Source organism: Helicobacter pylori (assembly GCF_011140715.1).
In the GTDB taxonomy this organism is placed as follows: Bacteria; Campylobacterota; Campylobacteria; order Campylobacterales; family Helicobacteraceae; genus Helicobacter; species Helicobacter pylori_DA.
In genome coordinates this window covers 14,776-35,510 of the sequence record NZ_SFZZ01000083.1, presented here as the reverse complement: position 1 = coordinate 35,510, position 20,735 = coordinate 14,776, and the positions used below count along the sequence as shown (strand labels likewise).

The window sequence follows — 20,735 nt, the reverse complement described above, 5'->3', positions numbered from 1 at the left end:
CTGTTATAAATTTGTATGGTTTTGAAATATCCTACCAATCAAAAATTAACACATACCAAGGCATGTGCGATGGTTTGGGTTTAGTCTCTTTTTCTAAAGTCTCATCTATCCTTTCTAAATAGCGTTTCACGCCCTCAGGCTTGTGGCGTTTTTTATAGACATTCGCGATCGCGCGATTGAGCTCATTTTGCCCTAAAATGAATTTGATTTGCATGTATTCTACATAGGGGCGGTAACGGCTGTTAGGGTATTTTTCTATAAATTCGCCCAAACTCACAATAGAATTAGAGATAAATTCCTGGTCTTTAGAATGGTTTTTAAAAGCGTAATAATGCGATTGCAATTTTAGAAAGGTCAAATAATCCACATTGTCCTTAGTCCCAAAGCGCTTGATGTATTCATCAAAGTAAAAAGACGCTAAAACATACTCTTTCTTTTTCATGTGCGCTTGCCCTAAAGCTAGCATGGCCTCTGGGACAAGGGGGGAATTGATGTGTTCGCTTTGTAAAGAAGAATAGTAATTGTCCGCTGTTTCTAAATTAGCAAAAAGGATTTCTCTCAAAATCCCTTGATACCAAAAGATCGCCGGTTTGTTGTATTCGTCTTTTTTTTTCTTTTTGTTCGCGCAACCGGTGCCTATCACAAGAATTGCCATTGTGATCAAGAAAAATGTTTTAAAATGTTTTAAACGCATGCCACCTATCTTGTAAAGATTAAATTTTTTAAAAATAACTTTCATCACGCTCAAATTTATTTTTTATTCGCTTTCTTAATTCCGTTGTATATTTTAAAGACCATTTCTCCAATCATACACACCGGGCACCACCCATTACTATAATTAGATTTGCTAGGATTATTTTTCTTGATTTGTGGTTTTATCTTGCTCATTTCTTGCTCCTTGTTATATTTTATAATGATTCAGTTAAACTTCCATCATGGTTAAGTTATTGGGATTATACCCAAAACTAGCAAAAATTGATTTTACCAAAATTGTTTGATATAATACAGATTTTTAGTTTAGAAATCATTGAGCGCTGGTTTTAAGGCGGTCTTTTATTCTTTAAGGAGAAGATTTTGTGCTTTTTTAAAGGGAATGCAATCGCCTATGATTTTTGATGTGAAAGCGCCTATATTAGGGTTTGAAACCATTCATAAAATGCACTTGCAAAAGATTGATGAAATCTTTTTGCGTTTGAATAGTGCAGAAGACAATTCCGTGGTGTCTTTCACGCTGGTCAATCCCTTTGCTTTAAGAAAATACGAATTTGAAGTGCCTACCCCCTTAAAAATCCTTTTAGAATTAGAGGGAGCCAAGAGCGTTCTAGTCGCTAATATCATGGTCGTTCAAACCCCCATTGAGCTTTCCACCGTGAATTATTTAGCCCCTTTAATTTTCAATTTGGACAAGCAGCTCATGGGGCAAGTGGTTTTGGATTCCAACAAATACCCACACTATCATTTAAGAGAGAATATTCTAAGCCACACGCATGAATGATGCATAAGCGGTGCATGAGTGGTATCTGAATAAAGCGTTTCTTTAAGCTTATGGTGCAATGCATTGGTGTTTTTGCAAATGCAAGCGAGCGGTTTTCTTATGGTATAATAGCGGTTATTTTTTAGAATAACCAACGCTAAAAATAGCGCTTTAGTTGAACCAAAACAAGGAGTTTATTTTATGGAACAAAGCCATCCAAACTTACAATCTCAATTTTTTATAGAGCATATCTTACAAATTCTACCTCACCGCTATCCCATGCTCTTAGTGGATAGAATTACAGAGTTACAAGCCAATAAAAAAATTGTCGCTTATAAGAATATCACTTTTAATGAAGACGTGTTTAATGGGCATTTCCCTAATAAGCCCATTTTCCCGGGCGTTTTGATCGTAGAGGGCATGGCGCAAAGCGGAGGGTTTTTAGCTTTCACTAGCTTGTGGGGGTTTGACCCTGAAATAGCCAAAACAAAAATCGTGTATTTCATGACGATTGATAAGGTTAAATTCCGCATTCCCGTAACCCCAGGCGACAGATTGGAATACCATTTAGAAGTCTTAAAGCATAAAGGCATGATCTGGCAAGTGGGTGGCACGGCTCAAGTGGATGGCAAAGTGGTCGCTGAAGCCGAATTGAAAGCCATGATCGCAGAGAGAGAATAAAAATGAGTAAGATTGCAAAAACAGCCATTATCTCTCCTAAAGCAGAGATTAATAAGGGCGTAGAGATTGGGGAATTTTGCGTGATTGGAGATGGCGTCAAGCTAGATGAAGGCGTGAAACTCCACAACAATGTAACCTTACAAGGGCATACTTTCATCGGGAAAAACACTGAAATTTTCCCTTTTGCCGTGCTAGGCACACAGCCTCAAGATTTAAAATACAAGGGCGAATACAGCGAATTGGTTGTTGGAGAAGACAACCTTATTCGTGAATTTTGCATGATAAATCCCGGCACTGAAGGGGGGATTAAAAAAACCCTTATTGGGGATAAAAACCTGCTCATGGCTTATGTGCATGTCGCCCATGATTGCGTGATCGGTAATCATTGCATTTTGGCTAATGGCGTAACTTTAGCAGGGCATATTGAAATAGGCGATTATGTCAATATCGGCGGTCTTACCGCAATCCATCAGTTTGTGCGTATCGCTAAAGGGTGCATGATAGCCGGTAAGAGCGCTTTAGGCAAAGACGTGCCGCCTTATTGCACCGTAGAGGGCAATCGCGCTTTTATTAGGGGGTTAAACCGCCACCGGATGCGCCAATTATTAGAAAGCAAGGACATTGATTTCATCCATGCGCTTTATAAAAGGTTGTTTAGCCCTGTCCCCTCTTTAAGAGAGAGCGCTAAATTAGAATTAGAAGAGCATGCTAATAACCCTTTTGTGAAAGAGATTTGCTCTTTTATTTTAGAGAGTTCTAGGGGCGTGGCGTATAAGTCAAGCGAATATTCTAGCGAAGAAAAACAAGAGGAATAACATGAACGAAACGCTTTATTGCAGTTTTTGCAAAAAACCAGAATCCAGAGATCCCAAAAAACGCCGCATTATTTTTGCGAGCAACCTGAATAAAGATGTGTGCGTGTGCGAATATTGTATAGATGTGATGCATGGGGAATTGCACAAATACGACAATTCTTTATTAGCACTCAAAAGAGACCGATTGAGGCGAATGGAATCCAGCGCATATGAAGAAGAGTTTTTACTCTCTCACATTCCAGCCCCTAAAGAGCTTAAGGCGGTTTTAGACAATTATGTGATAGGGCAAGAGCAGGCTAAAAAGGTTTTTTCCGTAGCCGTGTATAACCATTACAAACGCTTATCTTTTAAAGAAAAACTCAAAAAACAAGACAACCAAGACAGCAATGTGGAGTTGGAGCATTTAGAAGAAGTGGAGTTGAGCAAGTCTAATATTTTACTGATCGGCCCTACAGGTTCAGGCAAGACTTTAATGGCGCAAACTCTCGCCAAGCATTTGGATATTCCTATCGCCATTAGCGATGCGACTAGCTTGACTGAAGCAGGTTATGTGGGCGAAGATGTGGAAAATATCCTCACAAGATTGTTGCAAGCGAGCGATTGGAATGTCCAAAAAGCCCAAAAAGGCATTGTGTTTATTGATGAGATTGATAAAATCAGCCGTTTGTCAGAAAACCGCTCCATCACTAGAGACGTTTCTGGCGAGGGCGTTCAGCAAGCGTTATTGAAAATCGTTGAAGGCTCTTTAGTGAATATCCCCCCTAAAGGCGGCAGAAAGCACCCTGAGGGCAATTTCATTCAAATTGACACGAGCGATATTTTATTCATTTGCGCCGGGGCGTTTGACGGGTTAGCTGAAATCATTAAAAAACGCACCACGCAGAATGTGTTGGGTTTCACTCAAGAAAAGATGAGCAAAAAAGAGCAAGAAGCGATCTTGCATTTAGTCCAAACCCATGACTTGGTAACTTATGGGCTTATCCCTGAGCTTATTGGCCGTTTGCCGGTTTTAAGCACACTAGATAGCATCAGTTTGGAAGCGATGGTGGATATTTTACAAAAACCTAAAAATGCTCTCATCAAGCAATACCAGCAGCTTTTCAAAATGGATGAAGTGGATTTGATTTTTGAAGAAGAAGCCATTAAAGAAATCGCCAAACTCGCATTAGAGCGAAAAACCGGGGCTAGGGGCTTAAGGGCGATCATTGAAGATTTTTGTTTGGATATTATGTTTGATTTACCCAAGCTTAAGGGATCGGAAGTGCGTATCACTAAAGATTGTGTTTTAAAACAGGCTGAACCTTTGATCATTGCTAAAACGCATTCTAAAATTCTTCCTTAAGGGACACGCTTATAAATTTAACGATAAAGGATTAGAAAGGGCATGATTTTTAGCAAATTGATCGGTTTGTTTTCGCATGATATTGCCATAGATTTAGGCACGGCTAACACGATCGTGTTAGTCAAAGGGCAGGGCATTATTATCAATGAGCCTTCTATTGTGGCGGTGCGCATGGGATTGTTTGATTCTAAAGCTTATGATATTTTGGCAGTGGGGAGCGAGGCTAAAGAAATGCTAGGCAAAACCCCTAACAGCATCAGAGCGATTCGCCCCATGAAAGATGGCGTGATTGCCGATTATGACATTACCGCTAAAATGATCCGTTACTTTATTGAAAAAGCGCACAAACGAAAAACATGGATCCGCCCGCGCATCATGGTGTGCGTGCCTTATGGATTGACGAGCGTGGAAAGGAATGCGGTTAAAGAGAGCGCTTTGAGTGCTGGGGCTAGAGAAGTCTTTTTGATTGAAGAGCCTATGGCAGCCGCGATCGGGGCAGGCTTGCCAGTCAAAGAGCCGCAAGGGAGTTTGATTGTAGATATTGGCGGAGGCACGACTGAAATTGGCGTGATCAGTCTTGGGGGGTTAGTCATTTCTAAAAGCATTAGAGTGGCTGGGGATAAATTGGATCAAAGCATCGTGGAATACATCCGCAAGAAATTCAATTTATTGATAGGGGAGCGCACCGGCGAAGAGATTAAAATTGAAATCGGTTGTGCGATCAAACTAGATCCGCCTCTCACGATGGAAGTGTCAGGGAGGGATCAAGTGAGCGGGCTGTTGCACACGATTGAATTGAGTTCCGATGATGTGTTTGAAGCCATTAAAGATCAGGTGAGAGAAATCTCTAGCGCTTTAAGGAGCGTGCTTGAAGAGGTGAAGCCGGATTTAGCGAAAGATATTGTGCAAAATGGCGTGGTGCTTACCGGCGGTGGGGCTTTGATTAAGGGATTAGACAAGTATTTAAGCGATATGGTAAAACTCCCTGTGTATGTGGGCGATGAGCCTTTATTAGCGGTAGCCAAAGGCACAGGGGAAGCCATACAAGATTTGGATTTACTCAGCCGTGTGGGTTTTAGTGAATAATGCATGCGCTTTTATTTTAAATTCCTTTGGCTTTTAGGGATTTTTCTTATTTTTTATTTTTTAGACATTAAAGGCAGTTCTTCTTATATCAGCGACCGGATTAAAAACGCCTTGATGAGCGCTAAAAACAGCTTATTAGACAACATTCAAGCGTATTTTTTTCAAGCCCAAAACATTAAGGAATTTCAAAAAGAACGCTTGATTTTAGAAGCTTTAAAACTAGAAAACGCCGATTTGAAAGAGCGTTTGAGTAGCGTCTATCCTTTAGAAAATCCAAAAATGACTTATACCCCCACTTTTATGACTTCATTCATCAGTTTAGAAGACACGCACAGCGTTTCTCTCAACCCTATTGTGAATTTAGAAGAAAACAAGATTTATGGCCTTGTCTCTCACAATCAAGCCATAGGCATTGCGGTGTTAGAAAAAGGGCGCTTGAACGGGTTTTTGAACGCCCACAAGCGGTGCGCTTATAGCGTGATGGTAGGCAAAAATCAAGTGTTAGGCTTTATAGGATCTAATTTTAGGCAAGAATTAGTCGTGGATTTCATTGTCCCAAGCGCTGAAATCAACATAGGCGATCAAGTGCTAACGAGCGGGCTAGATGGGATTTTTGGAGCGGGGGTGTTTGTGGGTGAAGTTTCAAGCATTGAAGATCATTACACTTATAAAAGCGCGGTATTGAAAAACGCTTTTTTAAGCGAAGCCAAACTTTTAAGGCATGTGTTTTTAAGCGATGTGAAAAACTAGCACTCTATTCAAGGCTATTCAAGCGCGTTTTTAACCCCTTTCAATGAAATCAGGCTAATCCTTTAAATCCAGAAAAAAATATTCTAGTTTCCCTTTTTCAATCCAAAGATCCCTATAACGCTCCCCCACATCATCCTTATCCCCATAAAATTTTAAAACCACTTTGATTTTGAGATTGGGATCGTTTTTGGGGTTAAAAATTTTATCTTTAAAAAGTTGATACGCATCTGCTTTATGTTCGTAATCAGTGTGTTTGCTCCCTTTAGGATCAATGAAGCAAATGATCTGCGTGCCGCTCTTTTCTAGCCAAAAGATAAAATCAGGGAAAAAGCGCCTTTCTGTAGCGCCGTTGTCTATATAGGGGATAAACAAATTGTCTAAATACTCATCAATCTTGCTGAACGCCCAAAAATCATAGTTTTCTTGCAGCATTTCTGTAATCTTTAACAACTCTTCTAAAAAATCGCTCTCGCTCTTTACTTTAACCACATGCTTAAGCCAATCGCAGTTTTTGGCTTTAATTAAAGGGGTGTAGTAATGCTCTTTGAGTTTTAACAGCTCGGCGCCATCAACTTTGAATGTTCTGTCTTGTTTGTGTTTTTCTGTATCATAAGGATCGATCTCGCCTTGTGCGATTTTTGTTCTTAAAGTTTCTTTATCCAAAGGCGCATACTCTTTCACTTCTTGGATGGTTTGAATCAATTTTTCTTTTTTATCTGCCTTAACTTTAACCCTTTTAAAATGCACGATTTTCTCATTATCTAGGGCGTTAAACTCGTCTTTAGGCACTTTTTGATTGGGGTATAGCTTGCCTTTAATTTCAGAAATCATGTGATCTAAATCTTTATAATGCCAAGTTGATACCTTTTTAAAATGCGCTGTTTGTATCATTTCTTTTAACAGCTCGTAATCTTTAGGGTTATAAATTTCATGCTTTAAAATAAAATGTTTTTCGCTCATTAAATGAAAATACTCTTTTAAATCCTTAAAATTTTTTTCGCTCATTTTAAACGAAGCGCTTTCAGGAAGTTTAAGAATGCTTGTTTGTTCTTTTCGGTAGTAAGGCACGAATAAGGCGTGTTTTATGGGCGTTTTTTCTAATTTGATTTCACGCCATGAGCCTCTATTCTCACCCTTATTTTCGCTCTCTTTTTGGAACTTTAAAATCGCTTCAAGGCTTGCATGGTTGGTGGGTATCACAAAAAGCGTTTCTAGCATTGCAGCGTTTGGTTTCAACTTTTCTTTAACGGCTTCATCTATGTCTAAATACGCCAACCTTTGGCGTTGGTTTTTGACGCTTTCAATCCTTACGCCCCTGCCAAAAGATTGTTTCACCAGCTTTTTAGCGTCATCATCAAGCCCTATATTTAAAAATAAAATCACGCTAGGCCTTGTGCTATCCCACCCGGTATCAAAAGCGCGAGACCCCACTAAAATATTGATACTGCTCTTATCAATCTGGCTGAAATAGCTCTCTTCTTTAAAGCTCAAATTCTTACTCACCACCTTCACGCTCTTTAATTTTTCACGGATCCATTCGGTAATATCGCCTATTCTAATCAAGCAAAAGACTTTATCGCTTGTGTTGAGCTTGAAAGCGATTTCTTGGTTGTTTTTAGGGTTAATGATGACTTCAATATACCCGTTATTGGCATAAAAAACGGCTTCTTTTAAGCCTTTAAAATCCATGCCCTTTAAACTCTCTTTAAAAACCTCAATTTTATATTTTTTATCTTTATCTTTGTTGCCGCTAAAAAGAAATTCCGGAACCCTTAATTCCTCCAATAAATCGTCTTTAGCCTTTAAAAAATCGCTCTCATCGTCGTTTTCAATCACGCGTGCTAAAGTTTTAAAAAAGATTTCCGCATCGCTGTTTTCCACGTTCACAGAATGCGTGAACACGAGCATTAAAGGGTCATGAAAATAGCTTTCTACTTTATAGCGTTTTTGCATGCCTAAAAGCAATAACGCTTTTAAAAGCGCGATTTCTTTTTCCCTATCGTTTAAATCTTTCAATTCCTTAAAAGCGTTTAAATTGTTTTTCTTCAATAAAACAGACTCTTTACCATAGCCAAGCTTCACCCACTCGCCCACGCTCAAATTATACACCGCAGTGATGAGATCGCTCTCTTCGGTGAAAGTGGCACTGAAATTGAATAAAAACCCTTTTTGAGATAACAGACTAAAAATAGCCTGTCTTTTGCTTTCAGTCTTGTTCCCCTTATGCGCTTCATCTAAAATCACATAATTTTCCCCATTATCCCAACAATCCTTATAATTTAAAAGGTTTTCCTTGCTTTCTTCATCGCTCATTAAATCCGCGCGGTAATAAAAAAGAGCGATTTTTTCTATGAAAGAACCTTTTGGAGCGTGATGAAAATCTTTATTGGTAACGCTTTTAAGGCTTTTGAAATCAATTTGTTTAAAATAGTCCTTACCCCGGTTGTATTTTTCAATTTCTTTTTCAAATTGCTTGATCAAATGCTCGTTCGCGCTAAAAAACATGATATTTTTCTTAGGGATTAAACCCATTCTTATAGCCACGCTTAAAAGCTCTACAAGCTTAATAATGACAATCGTTTTACCGCTCCCTGTGGCCATGTAAAAGGCTAAGCGGTTGATAAAATTTTCAAATTTTACGCAATGATTTTCCACCTTAAAATGGCTCTTTAACAAAGGATTGAGTTTCTTTTTAGCGAAATCGCAATTGGCGAATGAATAATGTTTTTGATAAAACGCATAAAATTCTTTTTTATTTTCTTTGAAATCCCTAAAATAAGCAACAAGCATTCTAAAAGCGTTGATTAAAGCTTGCTGTTGGTAATCTAAAAGCTCCTTATGACTATCAAAGCTTTTAAAGTCTAGCATTTCTAATGGCTCGTTAATCTCGTTAGCGTTCAATTCGTCTTCAGCGAGTTTTTGAGCGACAAAAATTTCATTATCGGTGGTTAAATCTTTTTTCTTTGCCATGATTTTCTCCTTACCAAATGAGCGCTTCTTTTAAGGCTTTTAAGATCTCTACTTCTTTATCATTCCCTTTAAATTTCACCACTTTTTCGTTGAAAAACTCCACTCCAACGCCGTGTAAATTTTCTAAAGTCTCTTTAATATCCACGCCCATTTTTTCTAGCGCTTCTACATTGAGCGTGTAAGACTCGTTTTTGCATTCCACTAAATCGCTGTATTGTTCCTCATAAGCTAGGGGTTTGTCGTTGTCTTCATACTTGATTTTTCTTAAAATCTCTTCATAGCTTTCTAACGCATAAACTTTCACCACCCCACCTCCATTAAATTCTTTAAGCACGCCGCTTTTAAAACCGCCTATAACCTTTTTAAGGCGTGGCAAAATCACGCTATCAAAATGCTCCCCCATTTCAATACCGATATACTTCCTTTTCAACTTGTGTGCCACTGCGCAAGTCGTCCCGCTCCCGGCAAAAAAATCACACACGAGATCGTTTTCTTTTGTGGAAATTTCTAAAATGCGTTGGAGTAGGGCTTCGGGTTTTTGTCCGTTTGGAAATGGTATCCCACTTTCTTTTGTTAAATTTGTCATAGAAAAAGCAAAATCCCATAAAGTCCCTATAAGTTCTTGCTTTAAGATTTGTTTGGGTTCAATTTTTACAACATCAAGCAACCAAGCAAACAGGTTTAATTTATCACCATTATAAAATTGTTCATAGACAATACCTTTATTTTTACCACTCTTTGGTGTATATTCTATTGAAATAAGGTAAGGGTTAAGTTTTAATTCTTTTAATTTTTCTAAAACTCTCACTCTAATTGAGCTTTGGGGCATTGTAGTTCTGAAGATTAGATTGATATATTTATAATAAATTTCTTTTTCTGTTAAATTTTCATCTTGTGCTACTTGTTTAATGGATTTGATTATGTAGTTTGACCTTTCATAGATTTTAATTTCATCTCCATTACCATCATAAGTAACCCCTAAAAGCTTTTTATCTCCTTTGTCAATTAAAATGGAATTATATTTCCAACTAATATTATTTTCATTACAAAAAGAAATATGAGAATACAACTCTCTTGAATCATAAACAGGATTAAAAACATTTAATATTTCATAATTTTTAGCATAAATCAAAACATATTCTATATTTTTTTTAATTCTTTTATCTTCTCCGCCACCACTCGCACCTGCAATATTTTTCAATTTTACTGATAAGCAATTTACAAAGTTATCACCCCCCCCCCCCATTAAACACTTCGTCCATTAAAGCTTTACAATAAGCCTGTTCGTTATCATCAATGCTCACAAACATCACGCCTTTATCACTCAATAGAGCGTGCGCAAGCTCCAGGCGGTTTTCCATCATAGCGAGCCAGCTGGAGCGCTTGAAATTATCCGCATAAACAAATTCGTTGTTTTGCGTGTTGTAAGGCGGATCAATATAAATGCAATCAATGGCTTCTTTATAGCGGTTTTTAAGGGAGTTTAGGGCTTGGTAGTTTTCGCTTTTAATGAGCGTGCCGTTGATTTCATTTTCATTGAATAAGCTTTTAACCTCTTCTTCTAAATCTTTAAAATAAAGGGTGTCTAGGGGCAAAAACTCGTTTTCTAAAAGATTGTCTGCGGTTTTTAAATTCAAGTCTTGCCATTCTTTAACTTGTTTGGGGTAGTTTGGGTGGCTTGTGATCTTGTTCAAATCGTAATTTTTAGCTTTGAGTTTGTCTAGGCTTACGATGAAATGCGAGTTGATTACAAAGCGGGGTTTGTTCCAAATCTTACAAAGTTCGTTTTCAAATTCGCTCACTAATACAATCACTTGCAACGCCACTTCCTTAATGGTGTTGATCTCATTAAGGCGTTTAGCATCAAATGCGGTCATTTCTTTAAAAAGGTATTCAAACAGATACAAATCCAATTGCTCTTTTAAAAACCCTTGCGCGTTTTTATGGATGAAATAATCCATGCTGCCTTGCTTTTTGAATTTCACAAACGCTTTTTTTAAGATTTCTTCATCAAGTTTGACGCCTTGATTGGAGCATTCTTTTAGGATTTCATTCGTTTTTGTTTGATTCCCCTTGCTGCTAAGAGTAACGCTAAAATTTAGGGTGTTAGTTTTTGTGTCTGTATCTTTTAAAGTGAAGACTAAATCCACTTTTTCATTATACTTTTTGCTTTCTAGTAAAGAAGTGTCAAAATTAAAAAGAATGCCCTCTAATTCAAAGCAAAAATCCTTATAGATCGTTTCGCTTTTCACGTAATAAAGATCTTTGGTTTTATAAAATAAAGCGGTGTCTTTTTTAAGGGAGCATTTTTCATAATCGCTTTTGGTATAAAGGCTGTCATAAAGGGGCGTGTCGTTGAAATAAATCCCTCCATTAGAGCTGAAATAACGCTTGAAAAAGCTATAGAGTTTGTCAAACAATTCTTCTTTGAGATCGTTGTTGTCTTGGCATTTTGAATCAATGAGTTTTTTTAATTCTTGTTTTTTATGGTGGTAATACTGGCTTTTAGCTTTCATGAGGTTGATCATGCCATTTTTCAGCGCTTTAGGGCTAGGATCTAAAAGGCTTTCTTGCTTGTTTTCAATTTTAACGCCTATGAAAAGGTTTTCTAAAACTTCATAAAATTGCGCTTCGTTCGTTTTCATCATCACGCTCCTTAAAAAACATAGGAAGTATTATAACAAAGCCCTTTAATTAAGCGCTACAATACCCCCATGCAAAAAAAGATTTTTTTACTAGAAGACGATTACCTTTTGAGCGAGAGCGTTAGGGAGTTTGGCTTGAGTGCTACAGAGCGTTAAAACCCAATGGTAAGCTATGCATCAATGCGCCTTTAATGCCCATGCTTAAAAAGGTTTTAAACACGCACTACAACCGCCATATTTTTGATTTGCATGCTGATATCCAGCACTCCATTTTGCATGATTTAAACAACATACTAGAAAACAAGCCTAAAATGTTCTTGCTAGATGTCTATATTTGGAAACGTGCAAATCCTACTAAAAGATTGATGTTTGGGAGCTACCCTTATCCTAGAAATTTTTATGCGCAAAACACTATAGAATTTATCGGCGTGTTTGTCAAAGACGGCAAGCCCAAACAACCCACAGAAGAACAAAAAGAACAAAGCCAATTGACTCAAGAGGAATGGGTGGAATTTACCAAACAAATTTGGGAAATCCCAATCCCTAATAAAAACGATATTGCTTTTGGTAAGCATGCGGCTTTAATGCCGGCTGAATTAGCAAGGCGTTTGATTAGATTGTATAGTTGCGTGGGCGATGTGGTGCTAGATCCATTTAGCGGGAGTGGGACAACTTTAAGGGAAGCAAAACTTTTAAAAAGAAATTTTATAGGTTATGAACTCTATGAAAATTATAAGCCCTTGATTGAGCAAAAATTAGGAAATTTGTTTGATTTTAAATAAGATTTATATAGAAGATGTTTTCACATTTTTAGACAAATTAGAAGATAAAAGCGTTGATTTAGCCATTATTGATCCCCCCTACAATCTTAAAATTGCTTCATGGGATAGTTTTAAAAATGATGAAGAGTTTTTAACATTTTCTTACGCTTGGATTGATAAAATGCTGCCCAAACTTAAAGATACAGGGAGTTTTTATATCTTTAATACCCCCTTTAATTGCGCTTTATTTTTAGCGTATTTGCGCCATAAAAAAGTGCATTTTTTAAATTTTATCACTTGGGTTAAAAAGATGGGTTTGCCAACGCCAAAAAGCGTTATAACCACGCGCAAGAAAGCATTTTATTTTATAGCATGCACAAGAAAAACTACACCTTTAATGCCGATGAAGTGCGCATTGCTTATGAATCTGCTGAACGCATCAAACATGCTCAAAGTAAGGGGATTTTAAAAAACAACAAACGCTGATTCCCCAACCCTAAGGGCAAATTATGCCTTGATGTGTGGGAAATCGCTTCACAAAGGCATGTTGAAAAAGAGAAGGGTAAAATCCTTAAGCCCAAACACCCCAGCATCAAACCTAAAGCACTCATTGAGCGCATGATAAAGGCTAGCTCCAATGAAAACGATTTGATTTTAGATTTGTTTAGTGGCAGTGGCATGACTAGCTTAGTGGCTAAAAGTTTGGGGCGTAATTTTATAGGGTGTGAGAGCCATGCTGAATATGTGCATGAGAGTTTGGAAATGTTTAAGTATATTAAATGCGAATAAAAAAGGATATTTAACATGCCAAAATTAGAAGAAATTTTGCTAGAAATCACGCAGCTTGACCCTAGTAAAGAGTGTTTGAAATTCTTGGCTAATCGCATAAAAAGCTCTGATTATAGGGGCTTACACTTATCCCAACACAATCGTTACGATCAAAATAAGATTAAAACCATTATTCAAGCTATTTTTAATGAAGTGGGAGAGGATTTTTTGCAAATCCGCACCACCGATATGAGCAAACGCCCTAGCAATACCATAGGCGAAGAGGTTTATGCAAAAGTGGTGGATAGTATCTGCAAGTCTGAAATGCCTCAAGATAATTCAGGAAAAAAGAATCAAGTAACCCAAGACAGCTTGAGAAAAAATCTTTTTGTAGATATGCATAGAATGGGGCTGATTGAACGCTACAATAAAAATAAGGAACCTACAAACCCCTACATTCAAAGCAATATAAATATATCAGTTTAACTCCCTTAGCTATAGAATTTTTAAACGCGCAAGATTTGTTAAGAAAAAATTTTTGTTACACGCAAGCTTTAGAAAATCTTTTACAGGGTTTTGGGGCAGAATGCAGAGAGGTGATGATAGAGCTTGACAATCATTATTTAGACATTGAAGAAATGATGTTTTTTGTTACATTTTTAAATATTGAAAATTTTACTAGAAGTGAAATTATAGAATATGTTAGAGAGTATAGGAGTTTAAGCCGTATCCAAAAAGAAAAATTAAAAGAGTTAGTGCAAAATTATTGTAACCCTAACCATTTTAACGGGAACAAGTTAGACAAAAGAGATTATCATAATTGGAAAAATCAAGCCCAACAAATTTTTAGCTTGCTAGAACAAAGCGTGTTTTTTGAAACCAATAAAGAGAGGCTTATTTTAAAAACGCTCAATGAAGAAAACAAACAAAACGATAAAAAGCTCAAACGCTCCATTAAAGAAAAAGCCCTTTATTTTGAAAAACATGGTGTTAAATAAAGAAAAGGGTTTTGAGTTGCATCATATTGTGCCTTTATGTTTGGCTCGCTCCATAGAAGAGTTTGATCTTTTGGATAAATGGGAAAATTTAATCTATATTGACGCTTTTAACCATGCGAAAATATCTCAAACGCAAAATAAACATATTTGTTTGTATTTTGAAAATGGCGATGTGATTTTATCTAAAGACTTAAAAGAAGAACAAGAAAGCCTTTATTTGACTTACATTGAAAATGTGTTATATAAACTTGATTTACAAAATGCCATGTTGGAATACAATAAAGATTTATTGCATTCTAAAAACGGCTGATAAAATAAAGCAGTGTCTTTTTTAAGGGAGCGTTTTTCATAACGCTTTTGGCATAAAGGCTATAGAATTAGCGCTACAATACCCCCATGCAAAAAAAGATTTTTTTACTAGAAGACGATTACCTTTTAAGCGAGAGTATCAAGGAGTTTTTGGAGCATTTGGGCTATGAAGTGTTTTGCGCTTTTAATGGGAAAGAGGCTTATGAAAGGCTCTCTGTTAAGCGCTTCAATCTCTTGCTTTTAGACGTGCAAGTGCCTGAAATGAATAGCTTGGAATTGTTTAAGCGCATCAAAAACGATTTTTTAATCTCTACGCCTGTGATTTTTATCACCGCCTTACAGGATAACGCTACCTTAAAAAACGCCTTTAATTTAGGGGCGAGCGATTATTTGAAAAAGCCCTTTGATTTAGACGAATTGGAAGCGCGCATTAAAAGGTTTTTCAATGACGATCCGATAGAAATCATGCCTAACATTTTTTACCACCAACACGCTTTGAACGTTAAAGGGAAAAAGGAAATCCTAGCGCCCAAAACCGCCCAACTTTTAGAATACTTTTTAGAGCATAAAGGGCAAATCATTAGCTCTCAAGCGTTAGAAAACAATTTATGGGAGCAGGCTATTGATGATTCCACCTTGCGCACTTACATTAAAGTGTTGCGCAAGCTTTTGGGTAAAAATTGCATAGAAACGCATAAGGGGGTGGGCTATCGCTTTAACCCACTATGAAAAAAAATCCCTCAAACTCTTTTTAGGGACTTATTTGGGCTCTTCGTTTGTGCTAATGCTAGTGATTAGCGTTTTAGCGTTTAACTATGAAAAAAACGAAAAAATCAAAATGATACGCATGGACATGGACAAAATGGCTTCTAAGATCGCTAGTGAAGTGGTTGCCTTGCACATGCAAACGCATGCGGATTATCACAACGCTTTAAACACTCTCATATCACGCTATAAAGATGCTTCCATAGCCCTTTTTGATAGCAACAAGCGTGTTTTATATTCTAATATCCCTGAAAGCACGGATTTGATTAAAAACCATAAAGAGGCGGGTTTTTTTAGTTTTAAGGGGGAATATTACCTATTCAGCGATGAAACTTTCGCTCATTTAGGCGTGGCTAAAATGCTTTTTAAAAATTCTAAACCCCTTCATTTTTCTTCTTTGTATCGCAACATTGTTTTAGTGTTTGTCATAGCGTTTTTATGCGTGATAGGGGTTTCTGTGTTTTTGGGGCGTTTGTTTTTAAAGCCCATTAGGAATGAAATCACCCGTATTGATCATTTTTTAAAAAACACCACGCATGAATTAAACACCCCCATGAGCGCTTTAGTCTTGTCTTTAAAAACCTTAGAAGACAACCAACAACACCGCCGCATTAAAATCGCTATCCAGCGCATGAGTTTTTTATACCGCTCGCTCTCTTATTTAGTGATGCAAGATATTGAACGCGAATCTTTTGTGCTTTTAGATTTAAAAGCCCTAATCATCAAAGAAAACACGCTTTTTAGCGAGATGATAGACTACCACAAGCTGGAATTTAAAAGCGATTTAGTGGGAGTGGAATTTAAGGCTAAAGAGCAGGATTTCCTTTCGCTTTATAGCAATTTGCTCATGAACGCGATCAAATACAGCGTCATGCATGGGTATATCCACATAGAGCTAACGCCTGAATTTTTGAAAGTGAAAAATTTAGGGTATGAAATCCCTAAAGACAAGATTAAAGATTTAAGCGTTCGTTATGCGCGTTTCAATTCTAGCGTGTTGGGTTATGGTATAGGGTTAGATTTAGTGAAAAAAGTGTGCGAAAAGTATAAAATGCGTTTAGAAATTCATAGCGAACCCTCTTTAAAAGGATCGTTTTACGAAAATTCGTTCTGTATTCATTTTCAAGGATAAAAATGCTTTCAGTGTATGAAAAAGTGAATGCCCTAGACAAAAGGGCGATTGAAGAATTGTTTTTAAGCGAAGACATTTTAATGGAAAACGCCGCTATGGCTTTAGAAAGGGCGGTTTTACAAAACGCTTCTTTAGGCGCTAAAGTCATTATCCTTTGTGGGAGCGGGGATAATGGAGGCGATGGCTATGCGTTAGCTAGGCGTTTAGTGGGGCGTTTTAGAGTGCTAGTTTTTGAAATGAAATTAGCCAAAAGCCCCATGTGCCAATTGCAAAAAGAAAGGGCTAAAAAAGTGGGGGTAGTCATCAAAGCATGGGAAGACAATCCTAAAGATTTAGAATGCGATGTTTTAGTGGATTGCGTGGTAGGGAGCGCTTTTAAGGGCGAATTAGAGCCGTTTTTAGACTTTGAAAGCCTTTCTCAAAAAGCACGCTTTAAAATCGCTTGCGATATTCCTAGCGGGATAGATTCTAAAGGCAGGGTGGATAAGGGAGCGTTTAAAGCGGATTTGACTATCAGCATGGGCGCTATCAAATCATGCTTATTAAGCGATAGGGCTAAAGACTATATAGGGGAATTGAAGGTGGGGCATTTAGGGGTTTTTAATCCAATCTATGAGATCCCAACAGACACTTTTTTACTGGAAAAAAGCGATTTGAAACTGCCCTTAAGGGATAGAAAAAACGCTCATAAGGGCGATTACGGGCATGCGCATGTTCTTTTAGGCAAGCATAGTGGGGCGGGGTTATTGAGCGCATTAAGCGCGTTAAGTTTTGGATCTGGAGTGGTGAGCGTTCAAGCGTTAGAATGCGAGATAACTTCTAATAACAAGCCTTTAGAATTGGTTTTTTGTGAAAATTTCCCTAAAAAGCTCAGCGCGTTCGCTCTTGGCATGGGGTTAGAAAATATTCCAAAGGATTTTAACAAGTGGCTTGGATTAGCCCCATGCGTTTTAGATGCGGGCGTTTTTTATCATAAAGAGGTCTTGCAAGCCTTAGAAAAAGAAGTGATCTTAACCCCTCACCCTAAAGAGTTTTTATCGTTGTTAAAATTAGTGGGGATCAATATAAGCATGCTAGAATTATTAGACAATAAACTAGAAATCGCAAGGGATTTTTCTCAAAAATACCCTAAGGTGGTTTTGCTTTTAAAGGGGGCTAATACCCTAATCGCTCATCAAGGGCGAACTTTTATCAACAATTTAGGGAGCGTGGCTTTGGCTAAAGCAGGCAGTGGCGATGTGTTAGCGGGGCTTATTTTAAGCTTGCTTTCTCAAAACTACACGCCTTTAGACGCCGCTATTAACGCAAGTTTAGCGCACGCCCTAGCGGGTTTAGAATTTAAGAATAATTACGCTTTAACGCCCTTAGATCTGATAGAAAAGATCAAACGATTATAAAAGGATAAAAATGGATCATTTAAAGCATTTGCAGCAATTGCAAAACATTGAAAGGATCGTGCTTTCAGGCATTGTGTTGGCCAATCATAAGATTGAAGAGGTCCATAGTGTTTTAGAGCCTAGCGATTTTTACTACCCGCCTAACGGCTTGTTTTTTGAAATCGCTTTAAAACTGCATGAAGAAGATTGCCCCATTGATGAGAATTTTATCCGCCAAAAAATGCCTAAAGACAAGCAGATCAAAGAAGAAGATCTGGTCGCTATTTTTGCGGCAAGCCCCATAGATAATATTGAAGCCTATGTGGAAGAGATCAAAAACGCTTCCATTAAACGAAAACTTTTTGGCTTGGCTAACACCATTAGAGAGCAAGCCCTAGAAAGCGCGCAAAAATCCAGCGATATTTTAGGCGCTGTGGAGCGAGAAGTCTATGCGTTATTGAATGGCAGCACCATAGAGGGCTTTAGGAGCATTAAAGAAGTGCTTGAAAGCGCAATGGATCTTATTACAGAAAACCAAAGAAAAGGGAGTTTGGAAGTTACTGGCATACCGACTGGCTTTGTCCAGTTGGATAATTATACGAGCGGTTTTAATAAGGGGAGTTTAGTCATTATAGGGGCAAGGCCGTCTATGGGTAAAACCAGTTTGATGATGAACATGGTCTTAGCTGCGCTCAATGACGATAGGGGGGTAGCGGTTTTTAGTTTGGAAATGTCCGCAGAGCAACTCGCTTTAAGGGCGTTATCGGATCTCACTTCTATTAACATGCATGATTTAGAGAGCGGGAGGCTTGATGATGATCAATGGGAAAATTTAGCCAAATGCTACGATCACCTTTCTTGCAAAAAACTCTTTTTCTACGATAAAAGTTATGTGAGGATAGAGCAAATCCGCTTGCAACTGCGAAAGCTTAAATCCCAACACAAGGAATTGGGTATCGCTTTTATTGACTATTTGCAGCTCATGTCAGGGAGTAAAGCCACTAAAGAGCGCCATGAGCAAATCGCTGAAATTTCAAGGGAGCTTAAAACTTTAGCCAGAGAGTTAGAAATCCCTATCATAGCGCTAGTCCAACTCAACCGCAGCCTAGAAAATAGGGACGATAAACGGCCCATTCTTTCGGATATTAAAGACAGCGGGGGGATTGAACAAGACGCTGATATTGTTTTATTTTTATATAGAGGCTATATCTATCAAATGAGGGCTGAAGACAACAAAATAGACAAGCTCAAAAAAGAAGGCAAAATTGAAGAGGCGCAAGAGTTGCATTTAAAAGTTAATGAAGAAAGGCGTATCCACAAGCAAAATGGCAGTATTGAAGAGGCTGAAATCATTGTGGCTAAAAACAGGAATGGGGCTACAGGAACGGTTTATACGCGCTTTAACGCTCCTTTCACGCGCTATGAAGACATGCCCATAGATTCTCATTTAGAGGAGGGACAAGAAACTAAATTTGAAATACCCACAACTTGAAAGATAAAACTTTTCAGGGGGCGTTTGAACTTCTTGCAACCCCCAAAGAATACTTATGGTGTGGGGTGTTTTTAAGCCTTTTGTTGGCGATCAATCTTTATTTAGAATACTTGAATTACCAAAAGCTTGATTTTTCAAAACCTACAAGCTTGAGTGCTCAAATCTTATTGCAATACCCTAAAACTAAAGATCAAAAAACCTATTTTGTCTTAAAACTCCAATCAAAGGGCATGATTTTTTACACCACCATTAAAGAGCCTTTAAAAGACCTCCAATACCGCCATGCGCAATTTTTTGGCAAAATCAAACCTTGCTCGTTCTTAGAGTCTCTAAAATCATGCTTTTTTCAAACTTATTCTTTTTCTTTAACGCGAAAACACAATTTTAAATCGCATTGGCGCCATTTCATTGACAGTGCCCATTCCAACGCTTTAGTGGGCAATTTGTATCGAGCGTTATTCATAGGGGATAGCTTGAATAAGGATTTAAGAGATAAAGCCAACGCGCTAGGGATCAACCACTTACTAGCCATTAGCGGGTTTCATTTAGGGATTTTGAGCGCGAGCGTGTATTTTCTTTTCTCTCTTTTTTATACCCCCTTACAAAAACGCTATTTCCCTTACAGGAACGCTTTTTATGATATAGGGGTTTTGGTGTGGGTTTTTTTGCTGGGGTATTTATTACTATTAGATTTTTTACCCTCTTTTTTCAGGGCGTTTTTAATGGGCTTATTAGGGTTTTTGGCATGCTTTTTTGGGGTAAGGATTTTGAGTTTTAAACTTTTGGTTTTAGCGTGCTGTATCGCCATAGCGTTACTCCCTAAATTGCTTTTTAGCGTGGGGTTTTTGCTTTCTGTTTGTGGGGTGTGGTATATCTTTTTATTTTTAAAACACACTCAAATTTTTTTTAAAACCTCTTCTTTTTTGGCGCGATCTTTTCAAGCCATAAGCTTAAGCGCGCTGGTGTTTTTGAACATGCTCATTATTGTGCATGCCTTTTTCCCTATGTTTTCGCCCTACCAGCTCTTTAGCATTCCTTTAGGCTTGATTTTTATCGTGTTTTTCCCTTTGAGTTTGTTCTTGCATGCGGTGGGTTTGGGGTCTTTATTGGATCACCTTTTAAACATGCCTTTAACAATCCCTACGATTTCAATCCCTTCGCCTTTATGGCTTTTAGGGGTGCATTTATTTTTAACGATTTTGAGTGCGCGTTTTTTTAAGGTTTATTTAAGCATGAATGTTTTAAGCGCAGGCTTTTTCTTGTATTGTTGCTATCAATATATTATAATGCCTAGCTTAATTGTAGGTTAGAAAAGTCATTTTATTAGGGATCAAATAATTGCTTAAAAAAATCACGCACCAAATCAAAGCT

At 37.7% G+C, this 20,735-nt stretch carries 17 protein-coding genes and 2 pseudogenes; 14 read left to right on the top strand and 5 right to left on the bottom strand.

The features are described 5' to 3' along the window. Positions 1-31: 31 nt before the first annotated feature. Entirely contained in the window at positions 32-694 is a 663-nt protein-coding gene (bamD, locus tag EWZ81_RS08255; protein WP_120884274.1) for an outer membrane protein assembly factor BamD, read from the bottom strand. Between the two features lie 411 nt (positions 695-1,105). Here bamD and fliW point away from each other — a divergent pair, with 411 nt between their 5' ends. Next, the gene (fliW, locus tag EWZ81_RS08250; protein WP_001894961.1) at positions 1,106-1,495 is read left to right on the top strand and encodes a flagellar assembly protein FliW; all 390 of its coding nucleotides are present in this window, start codon (positions 1,106-1,108) and stop codon (positions 1,493-1,495) included. On the opposite strand, the gene EWZ81_RS08715 is transcribed toward fliW, so the two are convergent. Beyond that, the gene (locus EWZ81_RS08715; RefSeq protein WP_341846700.1) at positions 1,456-1,629 is read right to left on the bottom strand and encodes a flavoprotein oxidoreductase; all 174 of its coding nucleotides are present in this window, start codon (positions 1,627-1,629) and stop codon (positions 1,456-1,458) included. The genes fliW and EWZ81_RS08715 overlap by 40 nt on opposite strands. A 46-nt stretch (positions 1,630-1,675) precedes the next feature. Between EWZ81_RS08715 and fabZ the strand changes: the two genes are divergently transcribed. Genes fabZ through mreC form a run of 5 tightly spaced genes read left to right on the top strand, consistent with a single transcriptional unit; the run spans position 1,676 to position 6,148 of the window. Beyond that, the gene (gene fabZ / locus EWZ81_RS08245; RefSeq protein WP_165549629.1) at positions 1,676-2,155 is read left to right on the top strand and encodes a 3-hydroxyacyl-ACP dehydratase FabZ; all 480 of its coding nucleotides are present in this window, start codon (positions 1,676-1,678) and stop codon (positions 2,153-2,155) included. Between the two features lie 2 nt (positions 2,156-2,157). Then, positions 2,158-2,970, top strand: coding sequence for an acyl-ACP--UDP-N-acetylglucosamine O-acyltransferase (gene lpxA / locus EWZ81_RS08240; protein ID WP_165549628.1), 813 nt, complete (start codon positions 2,158-2,160; stop codon positions 2,968-2,970). Between the two features lies 1 nt (position 2,971). Continuing rightward, positions 2,972-4,312 carry an ATP-dependent protease ATP-binding subunit ClpX gene (gene clpX / locus EWZ81_RS08235; RefSeq protein WP_001006283.1) on the top strand — a complete coding sequence of 447 codons (1,341 nt, stop codon included), beginning with the start codon at positions 2,972-2,974 and terminating at the stop codon, positions 4,310-4,312. A gap of 42 nt (positions 4,313-4,354) precedes the next feature. Next, positions 4,355-5,398, top strand: coding sequence for a rod shape-determining protein (locus EWZ81_RS08230; protein ID WP_000577744.1), 1,044 nt, complete (start codon positions 4,355-4,357; stop codon positions 5,396-5,398). A gap of 3 nt (positions 5,399-5,401) precedes the next feature. Continuing rightward, entirely contained in the window at positions 5,402-6,148 is a 747-nt protein-coding gene (mreC, locus tag EWZ81_RS08225) for a rod shape-determining protein MreC (RefSeq protein ID WP_165549627.1), read from the top strand. 54 nt (positions 6,149-6,202) lie between these two features. On the opposite strand, the gene EWZ81_RS08220 is transcribed toward mreC, so the two are convergent. Genes EWZ81_RS08220 through EWZ81_RS08635 form a run of 3 tightly spaced genes read right to left on the bottom strand, consistent with a single transcriptional unit; the run spans position 6,203 to position 11,763 of the window. Beyond that, entirely contained in the window at positions 6,203-9,118 is a 2,916-nt protein-coding gene (locus tag EWZ81_RS08220; protein WP_165549626.1) for a DEAD/DEAH box helicase family protein, read from the bottom strand. A gap of 10 nt (positions 9,119-9,128) precedes the next feature. Further along, positions 9,129-10,364, bottom strand: coding sequence for a DNA methyltransferase (locus EWZ81_RS08640; protein ID WP_341846699.1), 1,236 nt, complete (start codon positions 10,362-10,364; stop codon positions 9,129-9,131). Next, positions 10,348-11,763, bottom strand: coding sequence for a DNA methyltransferase (locus EWZ81_RS08635; RefSeq protein WP_165549639.1), 1,416 nt, complete (start codon positions 11,761-11,763; stop codon positions 10,348-10,350). Before EWZ81_RS08635 ends, EWZ81_RS08640 begins: the two co-directional genes overlap by 17 nt. A gap of 176 nt (positions 11,764-11,939) precedes the next feature. Here EWZ81_RS08635 and EWZ81_RS08205 point away from each other — a divergent pair, with 176 nt between their 5' ends. The 8 genes and pseudogenes from EWZ81_RS08205 (at position 11,940) to EWZ81_RS08165 (ending at position 20,674) form a co-directional block, all read left to right on the top strand. Further along, the gene (locus tag EWZ81_RS08205; RefSeq protein WP_341846701.1) at positions 11,940-12,545 is read left to right on the top strand and encodes a DNA methyltransferase; all 606 of its coding nucleotides are present in this window, start codon (positions 11,940-11,942) and stop codon (positions 12,543-12,545) included. Next, positions 12,532-13,313, top strand: a pseudogene (locus tag EWZ81_RS08710) (DNA-methyltransferase). Before EWZ81_RS08205 ends, EWZ81_RS08710 begins: the two are co-directional and overlap by 14 nt. Before the next feature lie 15 nt (positions 13,314-13,328). Then, positions 13,329-14,600 (top strand): annotated as a pseudogene (locus EWZ81_RS08560) (restriction endonuclease subunit R). 86 nt (positions 14,601-14,686) lie between these two features. Beyond that, positions 14,687-15,328, top strand: a complete 642-nt coding sequence (gene crdR / locus EWZ81_RS08185; protein WP_165549625.1) for a copper response regulator transcription factor CrdR — start codon at positions 14,687-14,689, stop codon at positions 15,326-15,328. Next, complete coding sequence (gene crdS, locus EWZ81_RS08180) at positions 15,294-16,496, top strand: copper-sensing histidine kinase CrdS (protein WP_165549637.1); 1,203 nt, start codon at positions 15,294-15,296, stop codon at positions 16,494-16,496. Before crdR ends, crdS begins: the two co-directional genes overlap by 35 nt. Before the next feature lie 2 nt (positions 16,497-16,498). Continuing rightward, positions 16,499-17,893, top strand: coding sequence for an NAD(P)H-hydrate dehydratase (locus tag EWZ81_RS08175; RefSeq protein WP_165549624.1), 1,395 nt, complete (start codon positions 16,499-16,501; stop codon positions 17,891-17,893). Positions 17,894-17,903: 10 nt separating this feature from the next. Beyond that, entirely contained in the window at positions 17,904-19,364 is a 1,461-nt protein-coding gene (locus tag EWZ81_RS08170; RefSeq protein WP_000349728.1) for a replicative DNA helicase, read from the top strand. Then, positions 19,361-20,674, top strand: a complete 1,314-nt coding sequence (locus EWZ81_RS08165; RefSeq protein ID WP_165549623.1) for a ComEC/Rec2 family competence protein — start codon at positions 19,361-19,363, stop codon at positions 20,672-20,674. The genes EWZ81_RS08170 and EWZ81_RS08165 overlap by 4 nt, the downstream gene beginning before the upstream one ends. Positions 20,675-20,735 lie beyond the last annotated feature (61 nt).